The 17,174-nt window shown below is 72.4% G+C and carries 19 protein-coding genes and 1 tRNA gene; 12 read left to right on the top strand and 8 right to left on the bottom strand.

Translation table 11 applies throughout. The features are described 5' to 3' along the window. Nucleotides 1-12: 12 nt before the first annotated feature. On the bottom strand, nucleotides 13-480 hold the full coding sequence (locus tag ACVWW9_RS08190) for a hypothetical protein (protein ID WP_456515079.1): 468 nt from the start codon (nucleotides 478-480) through the stop codon (nucleotides 13-15). A gap of 245 nt (nucleotides 481-725) precedes the next feature. Between ACVWW9_RS08190 and ACVWW9_RS08195 the strand changes: the two genes are divergently transcribed. Then, the gene (locus tag ACVWW9_RS08195; RefSeq protein WP_123697195.1) at nucleotides 726-1,214 is read left to right on the top strand and encodes a CarD family transcriptional regulator; all 489 of its coding nucleotides are present in this window, start codon (nucleotides 726-728) and stop codon (nucleotides 1,212-1,214) included. A 91-nt stretch (nucleotides 1,215-1,305) separates the two neighbouring features. Here the strand turns inward: ACVWW9_RS08195 and ACVWW9_RS08200 are convergent, their stop codons facing one another. Then, nucleotides 1,306-1,797, bottom strand: coding sequence for a DUF1648 domain-containing protein (locus ACVWW9_RS08200; protein ID WP_456515080.1), 492 nt, complete (start codon nucleotides 1,795-1,797; stop codon nucleotides 1,306-1,308). A gap of 39 nt (nucleotides 1,798-1,836) precedes the next feature. Here ACVWW9_RS08200 and ispD point away from each other — a divergent pair, with 39 nt between their 5' ends. The 3 genes from ispD (at nucleotide 1,837) to rlmB (ending at nucleotide 5,508) form a co-directional block, all read left to right on the top strand. Further along, nucleotides 1,837-2,994: a 2-C-methyl-D-erythritol 4-phosphate cytidylyltransferase gene (ispD, locus tag ACVWW9_RS08205; RefSeq protein WP_456515081.1), complete on the top strand. Its 1,158-nt coding sequence runs from the start codon at nucleotides 1,837-1,839 to the stop codon at nucleotides 2,992-2,994. 130 nt (nucleotides 2,995-3,124) lie between these two features. Beyond that, nucleotides 3,125-4,534 carry a cysteine--tRNA ligase gene (cysS, locus tag ACVWW9_RS08210; RefSeq protein ID WP_456515082.1) on the top strand — a complete coding sequence of 470 codons (1,410 nt, stop codon included), beginning with the start codon at nucleotides 3,125-3,127 and terminating at the stop codon, nucleotides 4,532-4,534. Continuing rightward, nucleotides 4,531-5,508, top strand: a complete 978-nt coding sequence (gene rlmB / locus ACVWW9_RS08215) for a 23S rRNA (guanosine(2251)-2'-O)-methyltransferase RlmB (RefSeq protein ID WP_354256117.1) — start codon at nucleotides 4,531-4,533, stop codon at nucleotides 5,506-5,508. The genes cysS and rlmB overlap by 4 nt, the downstream gene beginning before the upstream one ends. A gap of 688 nt (nucleotides 5,509-6,196) precedes the next feature. Here the strand turns inward: rlmB and ACVWW9_RS08220 are convergent. After that, on the bottom strand, nucleotides 6,197-7,513 hold the full coding sequence (locus ACVWW9_RS08220) for a DUF4032 domain-containing protein (RefSeq protein WP_456515083.1): 1,317 nt from the start codon (nucleotides 7,511-7,513) through the stop codon (nucleotides 6,197-6,199). 68 nt (nucleotides 7,514-7,581) lie between these two features. After that, nucleotides 7,582-8,655, bottom strand: a complete 1,074-nt coding sequence (locus ACVWW9_RS08225) for an ABC transporter ATP-binding protein (RefSeq protein WP_354256108.1) — start codon at nucleotides 8,653-8,655, stop codon at nucleotides 7,582-7,584. A gap of 165 nt (nucleotides 8,656-8,820) precedes the next feature. On the opposite strand from ACVWW9_RS08225, the gene ACVWW9_RS08230 reads away from it, so the two are divergent. The 3 genes from ACVWW9_RS08230 to ACVWW9_RS08240 are packed head-to-tail and all read left to right on the top strand — an operon-like array spanning nucleotide 8,821 to nucleotide 11,165. Then, nucleotides 8,821-9,756, top strand: a complete 936-nt coding sequence (locus ACVWW9_RS08230) for a DsbA family protein (RefSeq protein ID WP_456515084.1) — start codon at nucleotides 8,821-8,823, stop codon at nucleotides 9,754-9,756. Continuing rightward, entirely contained in the window at nucleotides 9,756-10,748 is a 993-nt protein-coding gene (locus tag ACVWW9_RS08235) for a DsbA family protein (protein ID WP_456515085.1), read from the top strand. The genes ACVWW9_RS08230 and ACVWW9_RS08235 overlap by 1 nt, the downstream gene beginning before the upstream one ends. A 36-nt stretch (nucleotides 10,749-10,784) precedes the next feature. Further along, the gene (locus tag ACVWW9_RS08240; RefSeq protein WP_456515086.1) at nucleotides 10,785-11,165 is read left to right on the top strand and encodes a hypothetical protein; all 381 of its coding nucleotides are present in this window, start codon (nucleotides 10,785-10,787) and stop codon (nucleotides 11,163-11,165) included. Nucleotides 11,166-11,211: 46 nt separating this feature from the next. Here the strand turns inward: ACVWW9_RS08240 and ACVWW9_RS08245 are convergent, their stop codons facing one another. Together ACVWW9_RS08245 and ACVWW9_RS08250 are read right to left on the bottom strand one after the other, a co-directional pair. After that, entirely contained in the window at nucleotides 11,212-11,712 is a 501-nt protein-coding gene (locus tag ACVWW9_RS08245; RefSeq protein ID WP_456515087.1) for a hypothetical protein, read from the bottom strand. 99 nt (nucleotides 11,713-11,811) lie between these two features. Then, a tRNA-Thr gene (locus ACVWW9_RS08250) sits at nucleotides 11,812-11,886 on the bottom strand. A gap of 45 nt (nucleotides 11,887-11,931) precedes the next feature. Here ACVWW9_RS08250 and ACVWW9_RS08255 point away from each other — a divergent pair. Both ACVWW9_RS08255 and ACVWW9_RS08260 read left to right on the top strand, forming a co-directional pair. Next, nucleotides 11,932-12,456, top strand: coding sequence for a GNAT family N-acetyltransferase (locus tag ACVWW9_RS08255; RefSeq protein WP_456515088.1), 525 nt, complete (start codon nucleotides 11,932-11,934; stop codon nucleotides 12,454-12,456). After that, entirely contained in the window at nucleotides 12,453-13,388 is a 936-nt protein-coding gene (locus ACVWW9_RS08260) for a DMT family transporter (protein WP_456515089.1), read from the top strand. The genes ACVWW9_RS08255 and ACVWW9_RS08260 overlap by 4 nt, the downstream gene beginning before the upstream one ends. Before the next feature lie 66 nt (nucleotides 13,389-13,454). Here ACVWW9_RS08260 and msrB read toward each other — a convergent pair whose 3' ends face one another. After that, complete coding sequence (gene msrB / locus ACVWW9_RS08265; protein WP_354256090.1) at nucleotides 13,455-13,853, bottom strand: peptide-methionine (R)-S-oxide reductase MsrB; 399 nt, start codon at nucleotides 13,851-13,853, stop codon at nucleotides 13,455-13,457. Between the two features lie 73 nt (nucleotides 13,854-13,926). Here msrB and ACVWW9_RS08270 point away from each other — a divergent pair, with 73 nt between their 5' ends. From ACVWW9_RS08270 to groL, 3 genes are all read left to right on the top strand, one after another. Next, nucleotides 13,927-14,295: a DUF3263 domain-containing protein gene (locus ACVWW9_RS08270; RefSeq protein WP_456515090.1), complete on the top strand. Its 369-nt coding sequence runs from the start codon at nucleotides 13,927-13,929 to the stop codon at nucleotides 14,293-14,295. Further along, on the top strand, nucleotides 14,292-14,846 hold the full coding sequence (locus ACVWW9_RS08275) for a LytR C-terminal domain-containing protein (protein ID WP_456515091.1): 555 nt from the start codon (nucleotides 14,292-14,294) through the stop codon (nucleotides 14,844-14,846). Before ACVWW9_RS08270 ends, ACVWW9_RS08275 begins: the two co-directional genes overlap by 4 nt. A 151-nt stretch (nucleotides 14,847-14,997) precedes the next feature. Then, a complete protein-coding gene (gene groL / locus ACVWW9_RS08280) occupies nucleotides 14,998-16,617 on the top strand; it encodes a chaperonin GroEL (RefSeq protein ID WP_456515092.1) in 1,620 nt (539 codons plus the stop codon). 263 nt (nucleotides 16,618-16,880) lie between these two features. Here groL and ACVWW9_RS08285 read toward each other — a convergent pair whose 3' ends face one another. Next, nucleotides 16,881-17,171, bottom strand: coding sequence for a WXG100 family type VII secretion target (locus tag ACVWW9_RS08285; protein WP_123697211.1), 291 nt, complete (start codon nucleotides 17,169-17,171; stop codon nucleotides 16,881-16,883). Between the last annotated feature and the right edge of the window lie 3 nt (nucleotides 17,172-17,174).

A 17,174-nucleotide genomic window follows, 5' to 3' on the forward strand; every position in this document is an offset into this window, starting at 1 on the left:
AGGCGCTGCGGGTCAGTCGGCGGCGGGCTCGACCGGGGCGAGCGTCTCGTAGCCGACGAACTCGGTCGAGATCATCTGCACCTCGACGCCGGTCGGCTCTGCGCCGTCGGCCTGGAACGAGACGTTGCGGTGACCGCCGTAGGCGATGTCGTCGGCAGCGAAGACGAGCTGCTGCTCCGGGAAGCCGTAGGTGGTGACGCCGGTGGCCACGCGCACCTCCTGCACCTCGTCGCCGACGCGCACCTCGAGGAAGGTCGCCTCGCCCGGGTTCGTGAAGGTCACCGACAGGTTGAGCGCGTCGCCCTCGGGCTCGCCGATGAGCATCGCGTTGTGGAACTCGACGGTGCCGGTCTGGCCCGAGATGCCGTCGGATGCGTCGTACTGGATCTGCGTCGCCTGCGGCGTCAGGATGTTGCATCCGGTCGCGGCGAAGGCGACGACGACTGCTGCGGCTGCTGCGGCGACGGTGCGAGGCTGCACGAGGACCCTTTCGACGATGGCCGGGGGCGCTGGAGGGTGCGCTCGCGGTCGCAAGCGAGTCTAGCGCGGCGCGGCGCGGGGCGAGGGCTCGACGGCGCTGCGCCGCGACCCCGGCGCCGTGCCGATCCTGGCCTCGTGACCCGGTCCGGGCCGCGGCGGGGCGTGATCCAACCACGCCTGCCCCGGCGCCCGCGAGCGACACGCTGTGATAAAATCAAGGTTCTGGCTATGACGAGGAGCATTCGATGAACTTTGAGGTCGGAGAGACGGTCGTCTACCCCCACCACGGTGCCGCGACGATCACCGAGGTCAAGGTCCGCAAGATCAAGGGCGTCGAGACCACCTACCTCAAGCTCAACGTCGCGCAGGGCGGACTCACGATCGAGGTCCCCGCGCAGAACGTCGACATGGTGGGCGTTCGCGACGTCATCGGCGAGGAGGGCCTCGACCGCGTGTTCGAGGTGCTGCGCGCGGACTTCACCGAGGAGCCCACGAACTGGGCACGTCGCTACAAGGCGAACGTCGAGAAGCTGGCGTCGGGCGACGTCATCAAGGTGAGCGAGGTCGTGCGCGACCTCTCCCGCCGCGACCAGGACCGCGGCCTCTCGGCCGGCGAGAAGCGCATGCTCGCGAAGGCCCGGCAGATCCTGGTCTCGGAGCTGGCGCTCGCGGAGCACACCGACGAGGACGCGGCAGCCGCTCGCCTCGACGAGGCGCTCGCCCCCGCGGTCTGACCCGCTCGAGACGCACGCGTCTCACGCACCGAGCCGAGGCGCCCGATCCCCAAGGTCGGGCGCCTCTCTCATGCCCGGGCGCCGGAGGCGGCTATCGGCTGCCCGTGGCGCCGAGCATCCGCACCGCGCCGGTCGCGGTAGCCCCGAGGACGCCCACGAGCCCGAGTCCGAGCACCGCGCCTCCAGCGCCGCCGACCACGAGCTGCGCGAGCCCGGCGAACACGGCGGCGAGCGCGACGAGCAGCCACACGAGCGTGCGCTCGCCCTCGCGGTAGAGCCGCTGGGCGTTCTCCTCGGTCACGGGCACCGGGTAGCTGCATCGGCGGGGCTGCGTCGAGAGGACGCCAACGAGCGTCGCGACCGCGACCATGACGCCCGCGAGCCACAGCACGCTGACCTTGCTGCCCCACGCGTCGGGCCGGCCGCCGGCGTCGAAGTGCGTGGGTACGAGCTCGGGCATCGACGGGTACCCCACCAGGAGCGAGACGGCGGAGAGCGCGACCGCGAGGAGGGCCGCGATCCGCAGGACGCGTGTCACGAGTCCCGTGGCGAAGGCGCGCGGGGGACGGGGGCTGGACGGCATCGCCTCGACGCTATCGTCCGCCGCCCTAGGCTGAGGCGCGTGACCGACACCGCCCTCATCGTCGTCGCCGCGGGCAGCGGCACCCGGCTCGGCCGCGGCGTGCCGAAGGCCTTCGCCGAGGTGGCGGGCGCGCCGATCCTCGAGCACGCGCTCCGCGGCCTCGCCGCCGTCGACGCCGCGCTCGTCGTGGTCGTCCCCGCGGGCCTCGAGGCGGATGCGGCATCGATCGCCGCGCGCGCCGGCGTCGCCGCGCGTGTGGTCGTCGGCGGCGAGACGCGCGCCGACTCCGTCGCCGCGGGCCTCGACGCCGCGGGCGATGCGCGCTGGGTGCTCGTGCACGACGCGGCGCGCGCGCTCACGCCGGCCGCGCAGATCGAGCGCGTCATCGCGGCGCTGCGGGCCGGCGCATCCGCGGTCGTGCCGGTGCTGCCGGTCGTCGACACCATCCGCGCGGTCACGTCGGCGTCGCTCGCACCGTCGGCGCTCGCGGAGCCCGACGAGCTCGGCGCGATCGTCGACCGAGCGGGGCTGCGTGCGATGCAGACGCCGCAGGGCTTCGACGCGACGCTGCTGCGCCGCGCCTACGCCGAGGCGGATGCGCGCGGCGAGTCGACCGACGACGCCCAGCTCGTGCAGGCGCTCGGCCTCCCGGTCGCCGCCGTGCGCGGCGATGAGCTCGCCTTCAAGATCACGACGCCCGCCGACGCGGACCGCGCCGAGTCGCTGCTCGGCCCGGCGATCCGCGTAGGGGTCGGCGCCGACGTGCACGCCTTCGGCGGCGAGGGCCCGCTGCGCCTCGCCGGCGTCGAGTGGGAGGGGCAGGGGCTCGAGGGCCACTCCGACGGCGACGCCGTGTGTCACGCGATCGTCGACGCGCTGCTCGGCGCCGCCGGCCTCGGCGACATCGGCGGGCTCGTCGGGGTCGACGACCCGCAGCACGCGGGCGCCCACGGCGAGGTGTTCGTGCGCGCCGCGCTCGCACGGCTCGCGGAGCATGGCTGGCGGCCGGTGAACGTCGCGGTGCAGGTGCTCGGCGTGCGCCCGCGCATCGGCACCCGCCGCGACGAGGCGCAGCGCGCGCTCAGTGCGATGGTCGGCGCACCCGTGAGCGTCTCGGGCACCACGACCGACGGGCTCGGTGCCCTCGGCCGCGGCGAGGGCGTGCAGGCGATCGCGACCGCGCTCATCCGCCGCTGACCCGCAGCCGGCCCGCGCAGGCCGCCCCTGCCGCCGATCGGGACCCCGTGCACCCGACGGGACCCGGTGCACCGGGTCCCGTCGGGTGGAGCGGGTCCCGGAGCGCTGGACGCCAGTAGCCTTGGGGACCGTGACCGTGCGCATCTACGACTCCCGGCGGCAGGCCGTCGTCGACCTCGAGCCGCTCCGCGCGGGCGAGGTGTCGATGTACGTGTGCGGGCCGACCGTGCAGTCGTCGCCGCACATCGGTCACGTGCGCAGCGCCGTCGCCTACGACGTCTGGCGCCGCTGGCTCGCGCACCGCGGGCTGCGGGTCGCGTTCGTGCGCAACGTCACCGACATCGACGACAAGGTGCTCGTCAACGCGGTCGACGAGCCGTGGTGGGCGCTCGCCTACCGGATCGAGCTCGAGTTCACCGCGGCCTACCGCACCGTCGGCGTGCTGGCGCCGACGTACGAGCCGCGCGCGACGGCATCCGTGCCGGGCATGCACGAGCTCATCCAGCTGCTCATCGAGCGCGGGCACGCGTATCCCGCGCTCGACGGCTCGGCCGACGTCTACTTCGACGTGCGGTCGTGGGGCGAGTACGGCGCCCTCACGCGCCAGTCGATCGACAAGATGGAGCCGGCCGCCGACGCCGACCCGCGCGGCAAGCGCGATCCGCGCGACTTCGCGCTCTGGAAGGCGTCGAAGCCCGAGGAGCCCGCCTCGGCCTCGTGGGCGTCGCCGTGGGGCGACGGCCGCCCCGGCTGGCACATCGAGTGCTCGGCGATGGCACGGCGCTACCTCGGCGACAGCTTCGACATCCACGGGGGCGGGCTCGACCTGCGGTTCCCGCACCACGAGAACGAGCTCGCGCAGTCGACGGCCGCGGGCCTCGGCTTCGCGAGCGTGTGGAGCCACAACGGCCTCGTCAACGTCGACGGCGAGAAGATGTCGAAGTCGCTCGGCAACTCCATCTTCGCCGCCGACCTGCTCTCGTCGGTGCGTCCGATCGTCGCGCGCTACTTCCTGGTCGCGCCGCACTACCGCTCGACGATCGACCTGCGCACCGCCGACGGCAGCCTCGAGGGCGGGTCGCTCGCCGAGGCGGAGGCCGCGTTCGGCCGCATCGAGTCGATGCTCGAGCGCGCCGCACGCGTCGGCGAGCTGCCCGAGACCGCGGTGCCGGAGGCGTTCGGCGCGGCGATGGACGACGACCTCTCGACCCCGCAGGCGGTCGCCGTGCTGCACGACACCACCCGCGCGGCGAACGCCGCGCTCGACGCCGGCGACGACGCCGTGGCGCTCGCGCGGGCCGGCGAGGCGCTCGCGATGCTGCGGGTGCTGGGGCTCGATCCTGCCGACGAGGCGTGGCAGGCTGTACCCTCGGCCGAGAGCCATGCGCTGTCGAGCCTCGTCGAGACGCTCCTCGCGGAGCGCCGCGAGGCTCGCGCCAACAAGGACTTCGCCGCATCCGACCGCATCCGCGACACGCTCGCGGCCGCCGGCATCCTCGTCGAGGACGGCAAGCACACGACCACCTGGAGCACCTCATGACGAAGCCGCAGCGATCGCCGCGGAAGAAGGGCCCCTCGAAGGGCACCGGCGGCCTCGGCCGTCGCGCGCTCGAGGGCAAGGGCCCCACCCCGAAGGCAGAGGACCGGTCCTGGCACCCCGCCGGCAAGCGGAAGGCGTCGCGCGAGCGCTTCGAGGCCGCCTCGGCGAAGGGCCGCCCGGCGCAGCCGCCGCGGCACCGCAAGCCGTCGTCCGCGAAGGATGACTCCGAGATGGTGACCGGCCGCAACTCGGTGCTCGAGGCGCTCCGCGCCAAGATCCCCGCGACCTCGCTCATCCTCGCCTCGCGGCTCGAGATGGACGACCGCGTCAAGGAGATCCTGTCGATTGCCACGAAGCGCGGCGTGCCCGTGCTCGAGGTGATGCGGCCGGAGCTCGACCGCATCTCCGGCCACGACGCCGTGCACCAGGGCGTCGCGCTCAAGGTGCCGCCGTACCAGTACGCGCACCCCGTCGACCTGCTCGAGCAGGTGCTCGACCGGCACCAGACGCCGCTCTTCGTGGCGCTCGACGGCATCACCGACCCGCGCAACCTCGGTGCGATCATCCGCTCGGCCGGCGCGTTCGGCGCGCAGGGCGTCATCGTGCCGCAGCGCCGCTCGGTCGGCGTGACGGCGAGCGCCTGGAAGACGAGCGCGGGCGCCGCGGCGCGCGTGCCGGTCGCGATGGCGTCGAACCTGACCGCGACGCTCAAGGAGCTGAAGTCGCAGGGATGCTTCGTCATCGGCCTGGACGGCGACGGCGACGTGTCGCTCCACGAGCTCGAGCTCGCCGCCGGGCCGCTCGTGATCGTGGTCGGCAGCGAGGGCAAGGGGCTGTCGCGCCTCGTCGCCGAGACGTGCGACGCGATCGTCTCGATCCCGATCGGGGCGGCGACCGAATCGCTGAACGCCGGCATCGCGGCGTCGATCACGCTCTACGAGGTCGCGAAGCTGCGCGGCGCCCGCACCCGCTGACGCACCATTGCTGATCGAGTAGCGCCGCTCCGCTGATCGAGTAGCAGCCGGCGGAGCCGGCCGCGTATCGAGATCGTGATCGTCGTCTCGATGCGCGCGCCTTCGGCGTGCTACTCGACGAGCAGGTCGATGCTGATCGAGTAGCAGCCGGCGGAGCCGGCCGCGTATCGAGATCTAGCGACCTTGCGCGCCGCCTTCGTCTCGATACGCGCGCCTTCGGCGTGCTACTCGACGAGCGTGTGGTTGCCGGCCGCGTATCGAGATCGTGATCGTCGTCTCGATGCGCGCGCCTTCGGCGTGCTACTCGACGAGCGTGTGGTTGCTGATCGAGTAGCAGCCGGCGGAGCCGGACCCTGTGCTGATCGAGTAGCAGCCGGCGGAGCCGGCCGCGTATCGAGATCAAGGGACCGCGCGCGCCGCCTTCGTCTCGATACGCGCGCCTTCGGCGTGCTACTCGACGAGCGTGTGGTTGCTGATCGAGTAGCAGCCGGCGGAGCCGGCCGCGTATCGAGATCAAGCGACCTTGCGCGCCGCCTTCGTCTCGATACGCGCGCCTTCGGCGTGCTACTCGACGAGCGTGTGGTTGCTGGCCGCGCATCGAGATCATGATCATCGTCTCGATACGCGCGCCTTCGGCGTGCTACTCGACGAGCGTGTGTTGCGCGCTCCTCGACGAGCGCGTGCGTGCTCAGACCTTGTCGCGCCAGTCGGGGTCGTCGTCCTCGTCGTCGAGGAGGATCGCGCCCGTCTCGATCGGCACGACCGAGATCGCGGTCGTGACGGGCACGCCGAGCAGCGCTGCCTCGTCGCGGCGGAAGGAGAGCTGCGTCTCGATGTAGCTCGCGGCCGCCTCCTCGAGCGGCACCTCGCACTGGCGCTGCTCGGACAGGTACCACCGGTGCTCGAGCACCTCGTGGAAGACCTCCGGGCCCTCGAGCTTGCCGCGCAGCTCGAGCGGCACCGACTCGACGATCGGCGCGAAGACCCGCTCGAACCACTCGTTCGCGAGCGCCTCGTCGCCGACGGTCGGGCGCAGGTCGTGCTGCAGCGCCACGTACTGGTCGAGGTCGTTGAGCATCCGCCGCGCCTGGTTCTCCTCGGCGTCGATGCCCGTGAGGCCCTGCAACCGGCGGTGGTGGTGCCCGGGGTCGACGACCTTCGGCTGGATGCGCACGGTCGTGCCGCCGTCCCCGGTGCGGATCGCGAGCTCCTCGATGTCGTAGCCGAGCGCGTTGAGCCGCTCGATGCGCGCGCTGATGCGCCAGCGCTCGGAGGCGTCGATCACCTCGTCGCTCATGAGCTCGTGCCAGAGCGACCGGTACTGCTCGACGATCGAGGCGGCGACCGCGACCGGGTCGATCGACTCGTCGAGCCGTCCGCCGGCGGCGAGGTCGAGCAGCTCGCCCGCGATGTTCACGCGAGCCACCTCGAGGTCGTCCTCGCGGCGGCCGGTCGAGAGCCCGCTCGGCTCGAGCGTGCCCGTCTCGGCGTCGACGAGGTAGGCGGCGAAGGCGCCCGCGTCGCGGCGGAAGAGCGTGTTCGAGAGCGACACGTCGCCCCAGTAGAAGCCCACGAGGTGGAGCCGCACGAGCAGGCCGGCGAGCGCGTCGACGAGCCGCTGGGCGGTGTCGCGCTTCATCGACGACGAGTAGAGCGCGCGGTAGGGGAGCGAGAAGCGCAGGTGCCGGGTGACGAGCACCGCGTCGAGCTCCTCCCCGTCGGCGCCGGTGCGCCCCGAGATCACGGCGAGCGGCTCGACGCACGGCACGTCGAGGCGCTGCAGCCGCCGCAGCATGGCGTACTCGCGGGAGGCCATCTCCTCGGTCGTCTCCTTGATGGCGACGACGCGCCCGCCGAGGCGCGCGAACCGCACGAGGTGCCGCGAGATGCCCTTCGGCAGCTGGACGACGTCCTCCTCGGTCCACTCCTCGAGCGGCACCTCCCAGGGCAGGTCGAGCAGGGTCGCATCCATCACCGCGGAGGTGATGCGCAGATCGGAGCGCATGCCGCCATGGTAGGCCGAAGGGCCCCCGCCGTCAGCGGGAGCCCTTCGGATGCTGCGGCTGCGTCGCCTCAGAGGCGCAGCCCCGACTCGTTGTCGAACAGGTGCAGGTGCGACGGGTCCGGCGTGATGTAGACCGTGTCGCCGAGCGACGCGTGGGTGCGGCCGTCGACGCGCGCGACGATGTCGACGCGCTTGCCCTCGACGTCCGCGTGGCCGTAGAGGTAGCCGTCGGCGCCGAGCTCCTCGACGAGGTCGACGAGCACGGGCAGGCCGTCGCCCTGCTCGGAGACCGAGATGTCCTCGGGTCGAACGCCGACCACGAGGCCGCCCTTCGCCGACGCGAGCTGCTCGCGGGGGATCGGGGTGAGGTGCTGGCCGAAGTGCACGCCCTGGTCGCTCGTCTGCAGCTGCATGAGGTTCATGGCGGGGCTGCCGATGAAGCCGGCGACGAACACGTTGGCCGGGTTCGCGTACAGGTCGCGCGGGGTGCCGACCTGCTGCAGGATGCCGTCCTTGAGCACCGCGATGCGGTCGCCCATCGTGAGCGCCTCGGTCTGGTCGTGCGTGACGTAGACCGTGGTGACGCCGAGGCGGCGCTGCAGCGACGCGATCTGCGTGCGCGTCTGCACGCGCAGCTTGGCGTCGAGGTTGGACAGCGGCTCGTCCATGAGGAACACCTGCGGCTGGCGCACGATCGCGCGGCCCATGGCCACGCGCTGGCGCTGACCGCCCGAGAGCGCCTTCGGCTTGCGGCCGAGGTACGGCTCGAGGTCGAGCAGCTTCGCGGCCTCCTCGACGCGCTTCGCGCGCTCCTCCTTGGCGATGCCGGCGATCTTGAGCGCGAAGCCCATGTTCTCGGCCACCGTCATGTGGGGGTAGAGGGCGTAGTTCTGGAACACCATCGCGATGTCGCGGTCCTTCGGCGGCATGTCGGTGACGTCGCGGTCGCCGATCATGATCTTTCCGTCGTTGACCTCTTCGAGGCCCGCGAGCATGCGGAGGGTGGTGGACTTGCCGCAGCCAGAGGGGCCGACGAGGACGAGGAACTCGCCATCGGCGATCTCCAGGTCGATCGAGTCGACCGCGGGCTTCGTGCTCCCCGGGTAGAGACGGGTTGCCTTGTCGAACGTCACAGACGCCATGGTCGTCTTCCTTCCACCGGCAGGTACGTGCCGGACGATCCGTAGTGGTCGGTACGGGCAGCACTGCCCGCGGGGACATCCTGGCACGGGAAGTGCCCGGTACCCTAAGAACTGGCGTGTGCTCTCAGCGCGCCACCGGATCCCGGTCGAGCAGGACAGGAACGCATGAGCGACAAGCTGACGAAGAACGAGCGCCGAGCGCAGGCGCGCGAGCAGGCACGCGCGATGCAGGAGCAGCGGCGTCGCCGCGAGCGGATGCGCCGCGGCCTGACGATCGGCGGCATCATCCTCGCGGCCGTCGCGATCGTCGCGATCGTCGCGGTCGTGATCGTGAACAGCATCCGTCCCGCCGGCCCCGGCCCCGAGAACATGGCGAGCAACGGCATCATCGTCGGCCAGGACTTCGTCGCAGAGCGCACCGCCGCGACGCCGGCCGAGGGTGACCCGACGCCCACCGAGCCGCGCCAGGACATCATCCAGATCGAGATCTACCAGGACTACATGTGCCCCGTGTGCGGCGCCTTCGACGAGGCGAACCGCGCCACGCTCGAGCAGCTGCTGAACACCGGCGCCGCGACCGTCGAGGTGCACCCGATCGCGATCCTCGACCGGCTCTCGCTCGGCACGAAGTTCTCCACGCGCTCCGCGTCCGCCGCCGCCTGCGTCGCCGAGTTCGCCCCCGACCAGTTCTGGGCCTTCAACTCCGCGATGTACGACAACCAGCCGGCCGAGCAGACCGCAGGCCTCACGAACGACGAGATCGTCGACATCGCCGAGGGCGCGGGCATCGACCCGTCGACCGGCGTCGCCGACTGCATCCGCGAGGGTCGCTTCATGAGCTGGGCCGAGGACGCGACGATCCGTGCCGGTTCGCAGCCGCTGCCCGGCACCGACGGCGTCGTCGCCGACCGCACCCCGACGGTGCTCGTCAACGGCCAGAAGTACGAGGGAGCTCCTGGCGACGCCGCCGGCTTCCAGGCCTTCGTCACGGCCACCGCCGGCCAGCTGACCGGTGAGTCCGAGACGCCCGCGCCGACCGAGACGCCCGCGCCGTCGGAGACGCCCGCGCCGACCGAGACGCCCGCGCCGAGCGAGGGCTGATGCGCCGGCGCGCCTGGCCGGCAGGGCTCGCGATCGCCGCGATCGCCCTGCTGGCCGGGTGCGCCGCCACCCCGCCCGCCCCGATCACCACGATCGGCGAGCTGGGCGCCGCCTACCTCGAGGCCGGCGGCGAGTGCAGCGACCTCGTCGAGCAGTACCGCGCGGCGGAGACGGATCCGGTGGTCGCCGCGTGCGGCACCGACACGGAGCTCGTGCTCGCCGCCGACGCCGACGAGGCGCAGGCGATCGCGACCGAGCGGCAGCTGCAGGAGCAGACCGTGCTCGTCGCTGATCGCTGGGTCATCCGCGACCCGGCGCTCGAGACCATCCAGCAGTCGCTCGGCGGCCAGATCGTGCGGCTCGCACCCGCCGACGGCCCGGCGAACATGGCCGACGCCATCGCCTTCGACGCCGACGGCGTCGTCGAGGCCGACCCGGTGCCCGCAGACGGCGAGCCCGCGGCCGTCGAGCCGCCGTCCGGCATCCACGACATCCTCGTCGTCATCGACCCGCACTGCGAGTACTGCGCTCGGGCGCTCTCGGCGAGCGGCGAGGAGCTCGAGCGGCTCGCGGACGACGGGGAGGCGCGGGTCGCCTACCTGCCGGTGTCGCTCGGCGATGAGATCGCCAACGGCTACGCGTCGACGCTCGGCGCGAACGCGCTCGCGTGCGTCGCCGACAGCGCCCCGGACGCCTACCGGCCGTTCCAGAGCGCGCTGCTCGCGCACCTGCAGACGACGCGCTTCGATGCCGCCGAGGTGACGGCGCTCGCGGCCGAGCAGGGCGCGGAGGTCGGCGACTGCATCGCATCCGCCCCGTTCGCGTGGTGGGTGCGGCAGGCGACCGTGCGGGCGATCGAGGAGCCGCTGCAGGGGGTCGAGCCGCTGCGCGGCGTGCCGACGATCCTCGTCGACGGCGTCACCTTCGCGGGTGACGTGAGCGATCCCGCCGCCCTGGCGGCGTTCGTCGCGGCGCAGGCACCGCGCTCCTAGTCCGGACCGCGCGCTCGCCGCTTGCTAGCCTCCAGCATGCAGATCTCCGTCGGCTCCTGGCTGATCATCGACGCCGCGCTCGACAACGCCATCGCGGTCGCGCTCCAGTCGGACGGCGACGACGCGATGGTGGCGCATGCGCGAGCGCTGCGCGAGCGCGGCTGGGCGGCAGGCGAGGCGCATGCGCAGCACGACGAGGGGCCGGTCGGCTGGCCGCCGCGATCGGCCAGCCTCGACATCGAGGCGACCGCCGCCGACCTCGACTTCCTGCGCGCGCAGGTCGACGCCGCGATCGAGGTGACGGAGGGCCTCCTCGACGACGACCGGCTCCATCCGCAGGCGCGCGCCGAGCAGGAGCTCAGCCGCACGCTCGCCGAGCGGACGCGGGAGGAGCTCGCCGCCGTCGCGGGATCCTGAACGAGCGCGTCGCGGCTGACCGCCGCGGGTGCCGTCGAGGGACGGCTCATGGCCGGATCGCCGCTGGCCGCCAGCGCGCGACCGCGTCAGCCGTCTCGCGGAGGAACGCGTCGAGCACTGCGTCCACCTCGACCCGATCGCGCCGCGGCTGCCACGCCTCGAGGTCGTCCTCGAGCTGCACGAGTCGCTCGACGGCTCGACTGCTGGAGCCGTGCATGATCACGTCGTGCGCCCACGAGGTGAGCTCGCGCAACGTGCGCGCGCCGCTGCGGTGCTCCATGACCATGACTCGGAGCGCGATCACCTGCGCATCCTGGTCGGACATCGACCGGTAGTCGAGGCCCAGCGCCGAATGCGCGCGCTGGACGAGCGCTCGCGCCTCCGACCACCCCAGCGAAGGGCTCGCCCCGGCCAGCTCGGCGACCTCGAGCGCCTCGTCGCCGTCGAGCAGCGCCATCACGGCGGCATCGATGGTGCTGCGGAAGTCGCCGAACACCAATGTGCGCGCGTGAGCGACCGCGAACGCGTCAGCCGTGCTGTCCTCCATGGCTGCATCTCAGCATGACGCGCACCGCCGCGCGCCCAGCGCGGTTCGTGTCGCCCGGAACACGAGCGTGCGGGAGGAGGCAGTGCCCCGATGTCCGAGTGGAGCCCCCTGTCAGGATCGAACTGACGACCTACGCTTTACAAGAGCGTTGCTCTACCACTGAGCTAAGGAGGCGCGGCCCGGTTCGCCCGGGACCGTCAGCCATTCTAGGCTTGCCCAGTGAGCCGCCTGCGTCCCTGGAACCCCGAGCGCGACGCGGCGGCCGTGCTCGCCGCGTTCGCGGCATCCGAGGATCTGCATCGCCAGGCACCGCCCATCCGCACGCTCGACGAGGCGCACGCGTACCTCGCCGACATCGCCGACGACGCGCTCGCGATCGACGTCGACGGCATCGCGGTCGGCTGCATCTCGGCCGCCGATCGCGACCTCCGCCACGGCACCGCCTGGATGTCGTACTGGCTCGCCCCTGCCGCTCGCGGCCGCGGGCTCGCGGCGCGGGCGCTCGACACGCGCTCCCGCAGCCTCTTCGCCCACGGCTTCCACCGCTTGGAGCTCGGTGCGAGGGCCAACAACCCGGCGTCCGTCGCGGTCGCGGAGCGCGCGGGGTTCGTGCGCGAGGGCGTCGAGCGGGAGCGGCTGCGCTACGTCGACGAGCACGGACGCGACGAGCGCTTCGACGTCGTCCGGCTCGCGCGGCTCGCGACCGACCCCGCCCCCGACCTCGCCCCGATGGAGCTCGCATGACCGCCTTCCTCTGGCTGCTCGCCTCGATCGGGGCCGGCACCGGCCTCGCGCTGCAGAGCCGCGTGAACGGCGAGCTCGGCGCCCGCCTCGAGCACGGCATGCTCGCCGCGCTCATCTCGTTCGGCATCGGCACCTCGGTGCTCGCCCTCCTGCTCGTCGTCTGGCCGGGCGCACGAGCGGGCGTGCGTCGACTGATCGGCGTGATCCGCGACGGCTCGATGCCGTGGTGGTACGCGACGACCGGTCTGCTCGGCGCCTTCCTCGTCGCGACCCAGGGGATCGTCGTCGGCACGCTGGGCGTCGCGCTCTACACGGTCGGCGTGGTCGCCGGCCAGACGATGAGCGGACTCGCGGTGGACCGGATGGGCCTCGGCGGCCTCGCGAGGAAGGCCATCACGCCGCCGCGCGTCGTCGGCGCGGTGCTCGCGCTCGTCGCCGTGGGCCTCGCCCTCGTCGGCACCGGCGAGCTCGAGGGCGCCTGGCTCATCGTGCTGCCGTTCCTCGCCGGCCTGCTGCAGTCGCTGCAGCAGGCGATGGGCGGGCTCGTGCAGCGGCACGCGCAGTCGGCGATCGCGCAGACGGTGTCGAACTTCGTCGTCGGCACGATCGCGCTCGCGCTGTTCGTGCTCGTGCAGACGGCCCTGGGCGTGCGCGGGGCGCCGCTGCCGACGGAGCCGTGGCTCTACATCGGCGGGCTCCTCGGCATCGTCTTCATCGCGCTCATGTCGGTCGCCGTGCACCACCTCGGCGTGCTCACGATGGGCCTCGGCGTCATCTGCGGGCAGGTGGTGACGTCGGTGCTGCTCGACGTCGTCTTCCCCGCCGGCCACCCGGTCACCATCTGGTCGCTGCTCGGCGCCGCGCTCACGATCGCGGCCGTCGGCGTCTCCGCCATCCGCCGCCCGGCGAGCAGGGCAGCTCGATCGGTCTGAGCGGACAGCCGACGGCGTGGGCCGCCTCTGTCGGCGCTCAGGCCGATCGAGCTCGCAGCCGCGCGGTCAGGACTCGGGCGTGAACGTCATCGCGAGCGAGTTCATGCAGAACCGGTCGCCCGTCGGCGTCTGCGGGGCGTCGTCGAAGAGGTGGCCGAGGTGGCTGCCGCACTTCGCGCACCGCACCTCGGTGCGCACCATGCCGAGCGAGCGGTCCTCGATGAGCTCGACGGCGTCCTCGCGGGCCTCGTAGAAGCTCGGCCAGCCGCAGCCGGCGTCGAACTTCGTCTGGTCGTCGAAGAGCTCGTTGCCGCACGCGCCGCACGCGTAGACGCCCTGGCGCTGCTCGTCGAGCAGCGCGCCCGTCCAGGGGCGCTCCGTGCCGGCCTGGCGCAGCACGCGGTAGGCGTCGGGGGCGAGGGCCTCACGCCACTCGGAGTCGGAGCGTTCGATTCGATCGGTCATGCCTCGATGCTACGCCGCGGCGGAGCGCGTTTCGCGGCGGGCAGAACGCGGTGCCACACCTAGGATCGACTCCATGTCGACCGAGCCGCGCCATCGCTCGAAGGGCACTGCCGACGAGGCGGCGGCCCTCGCGTTCGCGGCCGCCGAGGCAGCCCGGCCCGAGCACGTCGGCATCGGCGAGGCGACGGATGCGGCGACCGGTCCCGGCACGGCGGCCGACGACCTCGCACGGGCTCGGGAGGAGCGCATCCGCGCGGTGCTCGACTTCGAGGCGGGCTGGTCGAGCCACGGCGGCGCGAAGGCACGGGCCATCCGGACCGAGTTCGGCTGGTCGACCACGCGCTACTACCAGGTGCTCGACGCAGCGATCGAGACGCCGCAGGCGCTGCACCACGACCCGATGCTCGTGCGCCGGCTGCTGCGACTGCGCGACGGCGCATGAGCCGTACGCACCGCGTCGGCGCGCACCGCAGCACCGGCGACACCCGCTGGCCGCGCTGGGCGATCCTGCTCGCCGCGCTCGCGGTGGCGGTCGTGCTCACCGCGGTCGGCCTCTTCCTGCTCGACCGCCTGCGCATCGAGCCGGTGCCCGAGCCGGTCGCCACGGAGGAGCCGCTCGTGATCGCCGACCCGTCGCAGATCGACCCGACGATCGACGCGTCGATCACGGTGCTCGACGGCACGGGGGAGCGAGGCGTCGCCGCAGGTGCGGGCCAGGCGCTCGCCGACGCCGGCTGGTCGGTCGTCGCGACCGCATCCGCGACCGAGGTCGGCGACCGCACGGTGGTCTGGTTCGATGCCCCCGCGCTCGAGCCCATCGCGCGCGGCCTCGCGCAGCAGCTCGGCGTCGGCCAGGCGCTGCAGTCGGACGGCCGCCTCTCGGGCTCGCCGATCACGATCGTGCTCGGCACGGATGCGCCCGGCACGGTGCCGAGCGTCGCCCCGAGCGAGGACGGCGACGTCGACCACGCGCCGACGCCGACCGCGCCGTAGCCCCGCCCGGTCCCGCGCCGACGGCCGGTCTCGGAGGCCGCGCGTGCTTGGCTTGCACTCGAAGGTGCCGAGTGCCAGACTTGGGCCTTGGCACTCGCCCTGTTGGAGTGCCAGTTGAACGTCCACAGCGTCCAGGAGGGACGAGACTGCAATGGCAAAGATGATCGCATTCAACGAGGAGGCCCGCCGCGGGCTGGAGCGTGGACTCAACACGCTCGCCGACGCGGTGAAGGTGACCCTCGGCCCGCGTGGCCGCAACGTCGTGCTCGAGAAGAAGTGGGGCGCCCCCACCATCACGAACGACGGTGTCTCGATCGCCAAGGAGATCGAGCTCGAGGACCCCTACGAGAAGATCGGCGCCGAGCTGGTCAAGGAGGTCGCCAAGAAGACCGACGACGTCGCCGGTGACGGCACGACGACGGCCACCGTGCTGGCGCAGGCGCTGGTCCGCGAGGGCCTCCGCAACGTCGCCGCAGGCGCCGACCCGATCACGCTCAAGCGCGGCATCGAGAAGGCCACGGCCGCGGTCACCGCGGAGCTGCTGAAGAACGCCAAGGAGGTCGAGACCAAGGCGGAGATCGCCGCGACGGCATCGATCTCGGCGGCGGACGAGGAGATCGGCGCGCTGATCGCCGAGGCCATTGACAAGGTCGGCAAGGAGGGCGTCGTCACCGTCGAGGAGTCGAACACCTTCGGCACCGAGCTCGAGCTGACCGAGGGCATGCGCTTCGACAAGGGCTTCCTGTCGCAGTACTTCGTGACGGACCCCGAGCGCCAGGAGACGGTGTTCGAGGACCCGTACATCCTCATCGTCAACTCGAAGATCTCGAACATCAAGGACCTGCTCCCGGTCGTCGACAAGGTGATCCAGGCGGGCAAGCAGCTCGTCATCATCGCCGAGGACGTCGAGGGCGAGGCGCTCGCGACGCTCGTCGTGAACAAGATCCGCGGCATCTTCAAGTCCGTCGCCGTCAAGGCTCCGGGCTTCGGCGACCGCCGCAAGGCGATGCTCGCCGACATGGCCATCCTCACGGGCGGCCAGGTCATCTCCGAGGAGGTCGGCCTCAAGCTCGAGAACACGACGCTCGACATGCTGGGCCGCGCGCGCAAGGTCGTCATCACGAAGGACGAGACGACGATCGTCGAGGGTGCGGGCGAGGCCGACGCCATCGCCGGCCGCGTGCGCCAGATCCGCCAGGAGATCGAGGCGACCGACAGCGACTACGACCGCGAGAAGCTCCAGGAGCGCCTCGCGAAGCTCGCCGGTGGCGTCGCCGTCATCAAGTCGGGTGCCGCGACCGAGGTCGAGCTCAAGGAGCGCAAGCACCGCATCGAGGACGCCGTCCGCAACGCGAAGGCCGCTGTCGAGGAGGGCATCGTCGCCGGTGGTGGCGTCGCGCTCATCCAGGCTGCGAAGACCGCGTTCGACGGCCTCGAGCTCACGGGCGACGAGGCGACGGGCGCGAACATCGTCCGCGTCGCGGTCGACGCTCCGCTCAAGCAGATCGCCCTCAACGCCGGCCTCGAGCCGGGCGTCGTGGTCGAGAAGGTCCGCAACCTCCCGGTGGGCCACGGCCTCAACGCCGCCACGGGCGAGTACGTCGACATGCTCGCCGCGGGCATCTCCGACCCGGTCAAGGTGACGCGCTCCGCGCTCGCCAACGCCGCGTCGATCGCCGGCCTCTTCCTCACGACCGAGGTCGTCGTCGCCGACAAGCCCGAGAAGGCGTCGGCCATGCCGGCAGACCCCACGGGTGGCATGGACTTCTGAGTCCGCAGGACTGAAGGTCGAGTAGCAGCCGCCGAAGGCGGCCGCGCATCGAGACCCAGGAGCTCCACCACGACGAAGGGCCCCAGCAGCAGTGCTGGGGCCCTTCGCCGTACCCGGGTGGTCTCGATACGCGCGCGGCTCCGCCGCGTGCTACTCGACCAGCGAAGAGGGTCTCGATACGCGCGCGTCTCCGCCGCGAGCTCCTCGACCAGCAAGAGGCGCGGCTCCGCCGCGTGCTCGTCGACCAGCAAGAGCGAGGCGCCCTAGCCGCCGAACAGGCGCGCGTTGCCCGCCTCCACCTCGTCGTACTGGCGGCCCGCCGCTGCGAGCGCCTCGTTGATGTTCGCGAGCGACTCGTCCACCCGCTGCTGGGTCGCGCGCCACTCCTGCAGGAGCGCCTGGAAGGCGACGGACGCCTGGCCCGTCCACGACTCCTGCAGCGCCTGCAGCTGCGCGAGCATGGCCGCGACCTCCGACTGCACCCGCGACCCCGTGCCCCGCACGCCGACGTGCGCACCGTGGAGCGCGTCGGCGTCGACGCCGTACCTGCTCATGAT

It is taken from the genome of Agrococcus sp. UYP33, assembly GCF_054060915.1.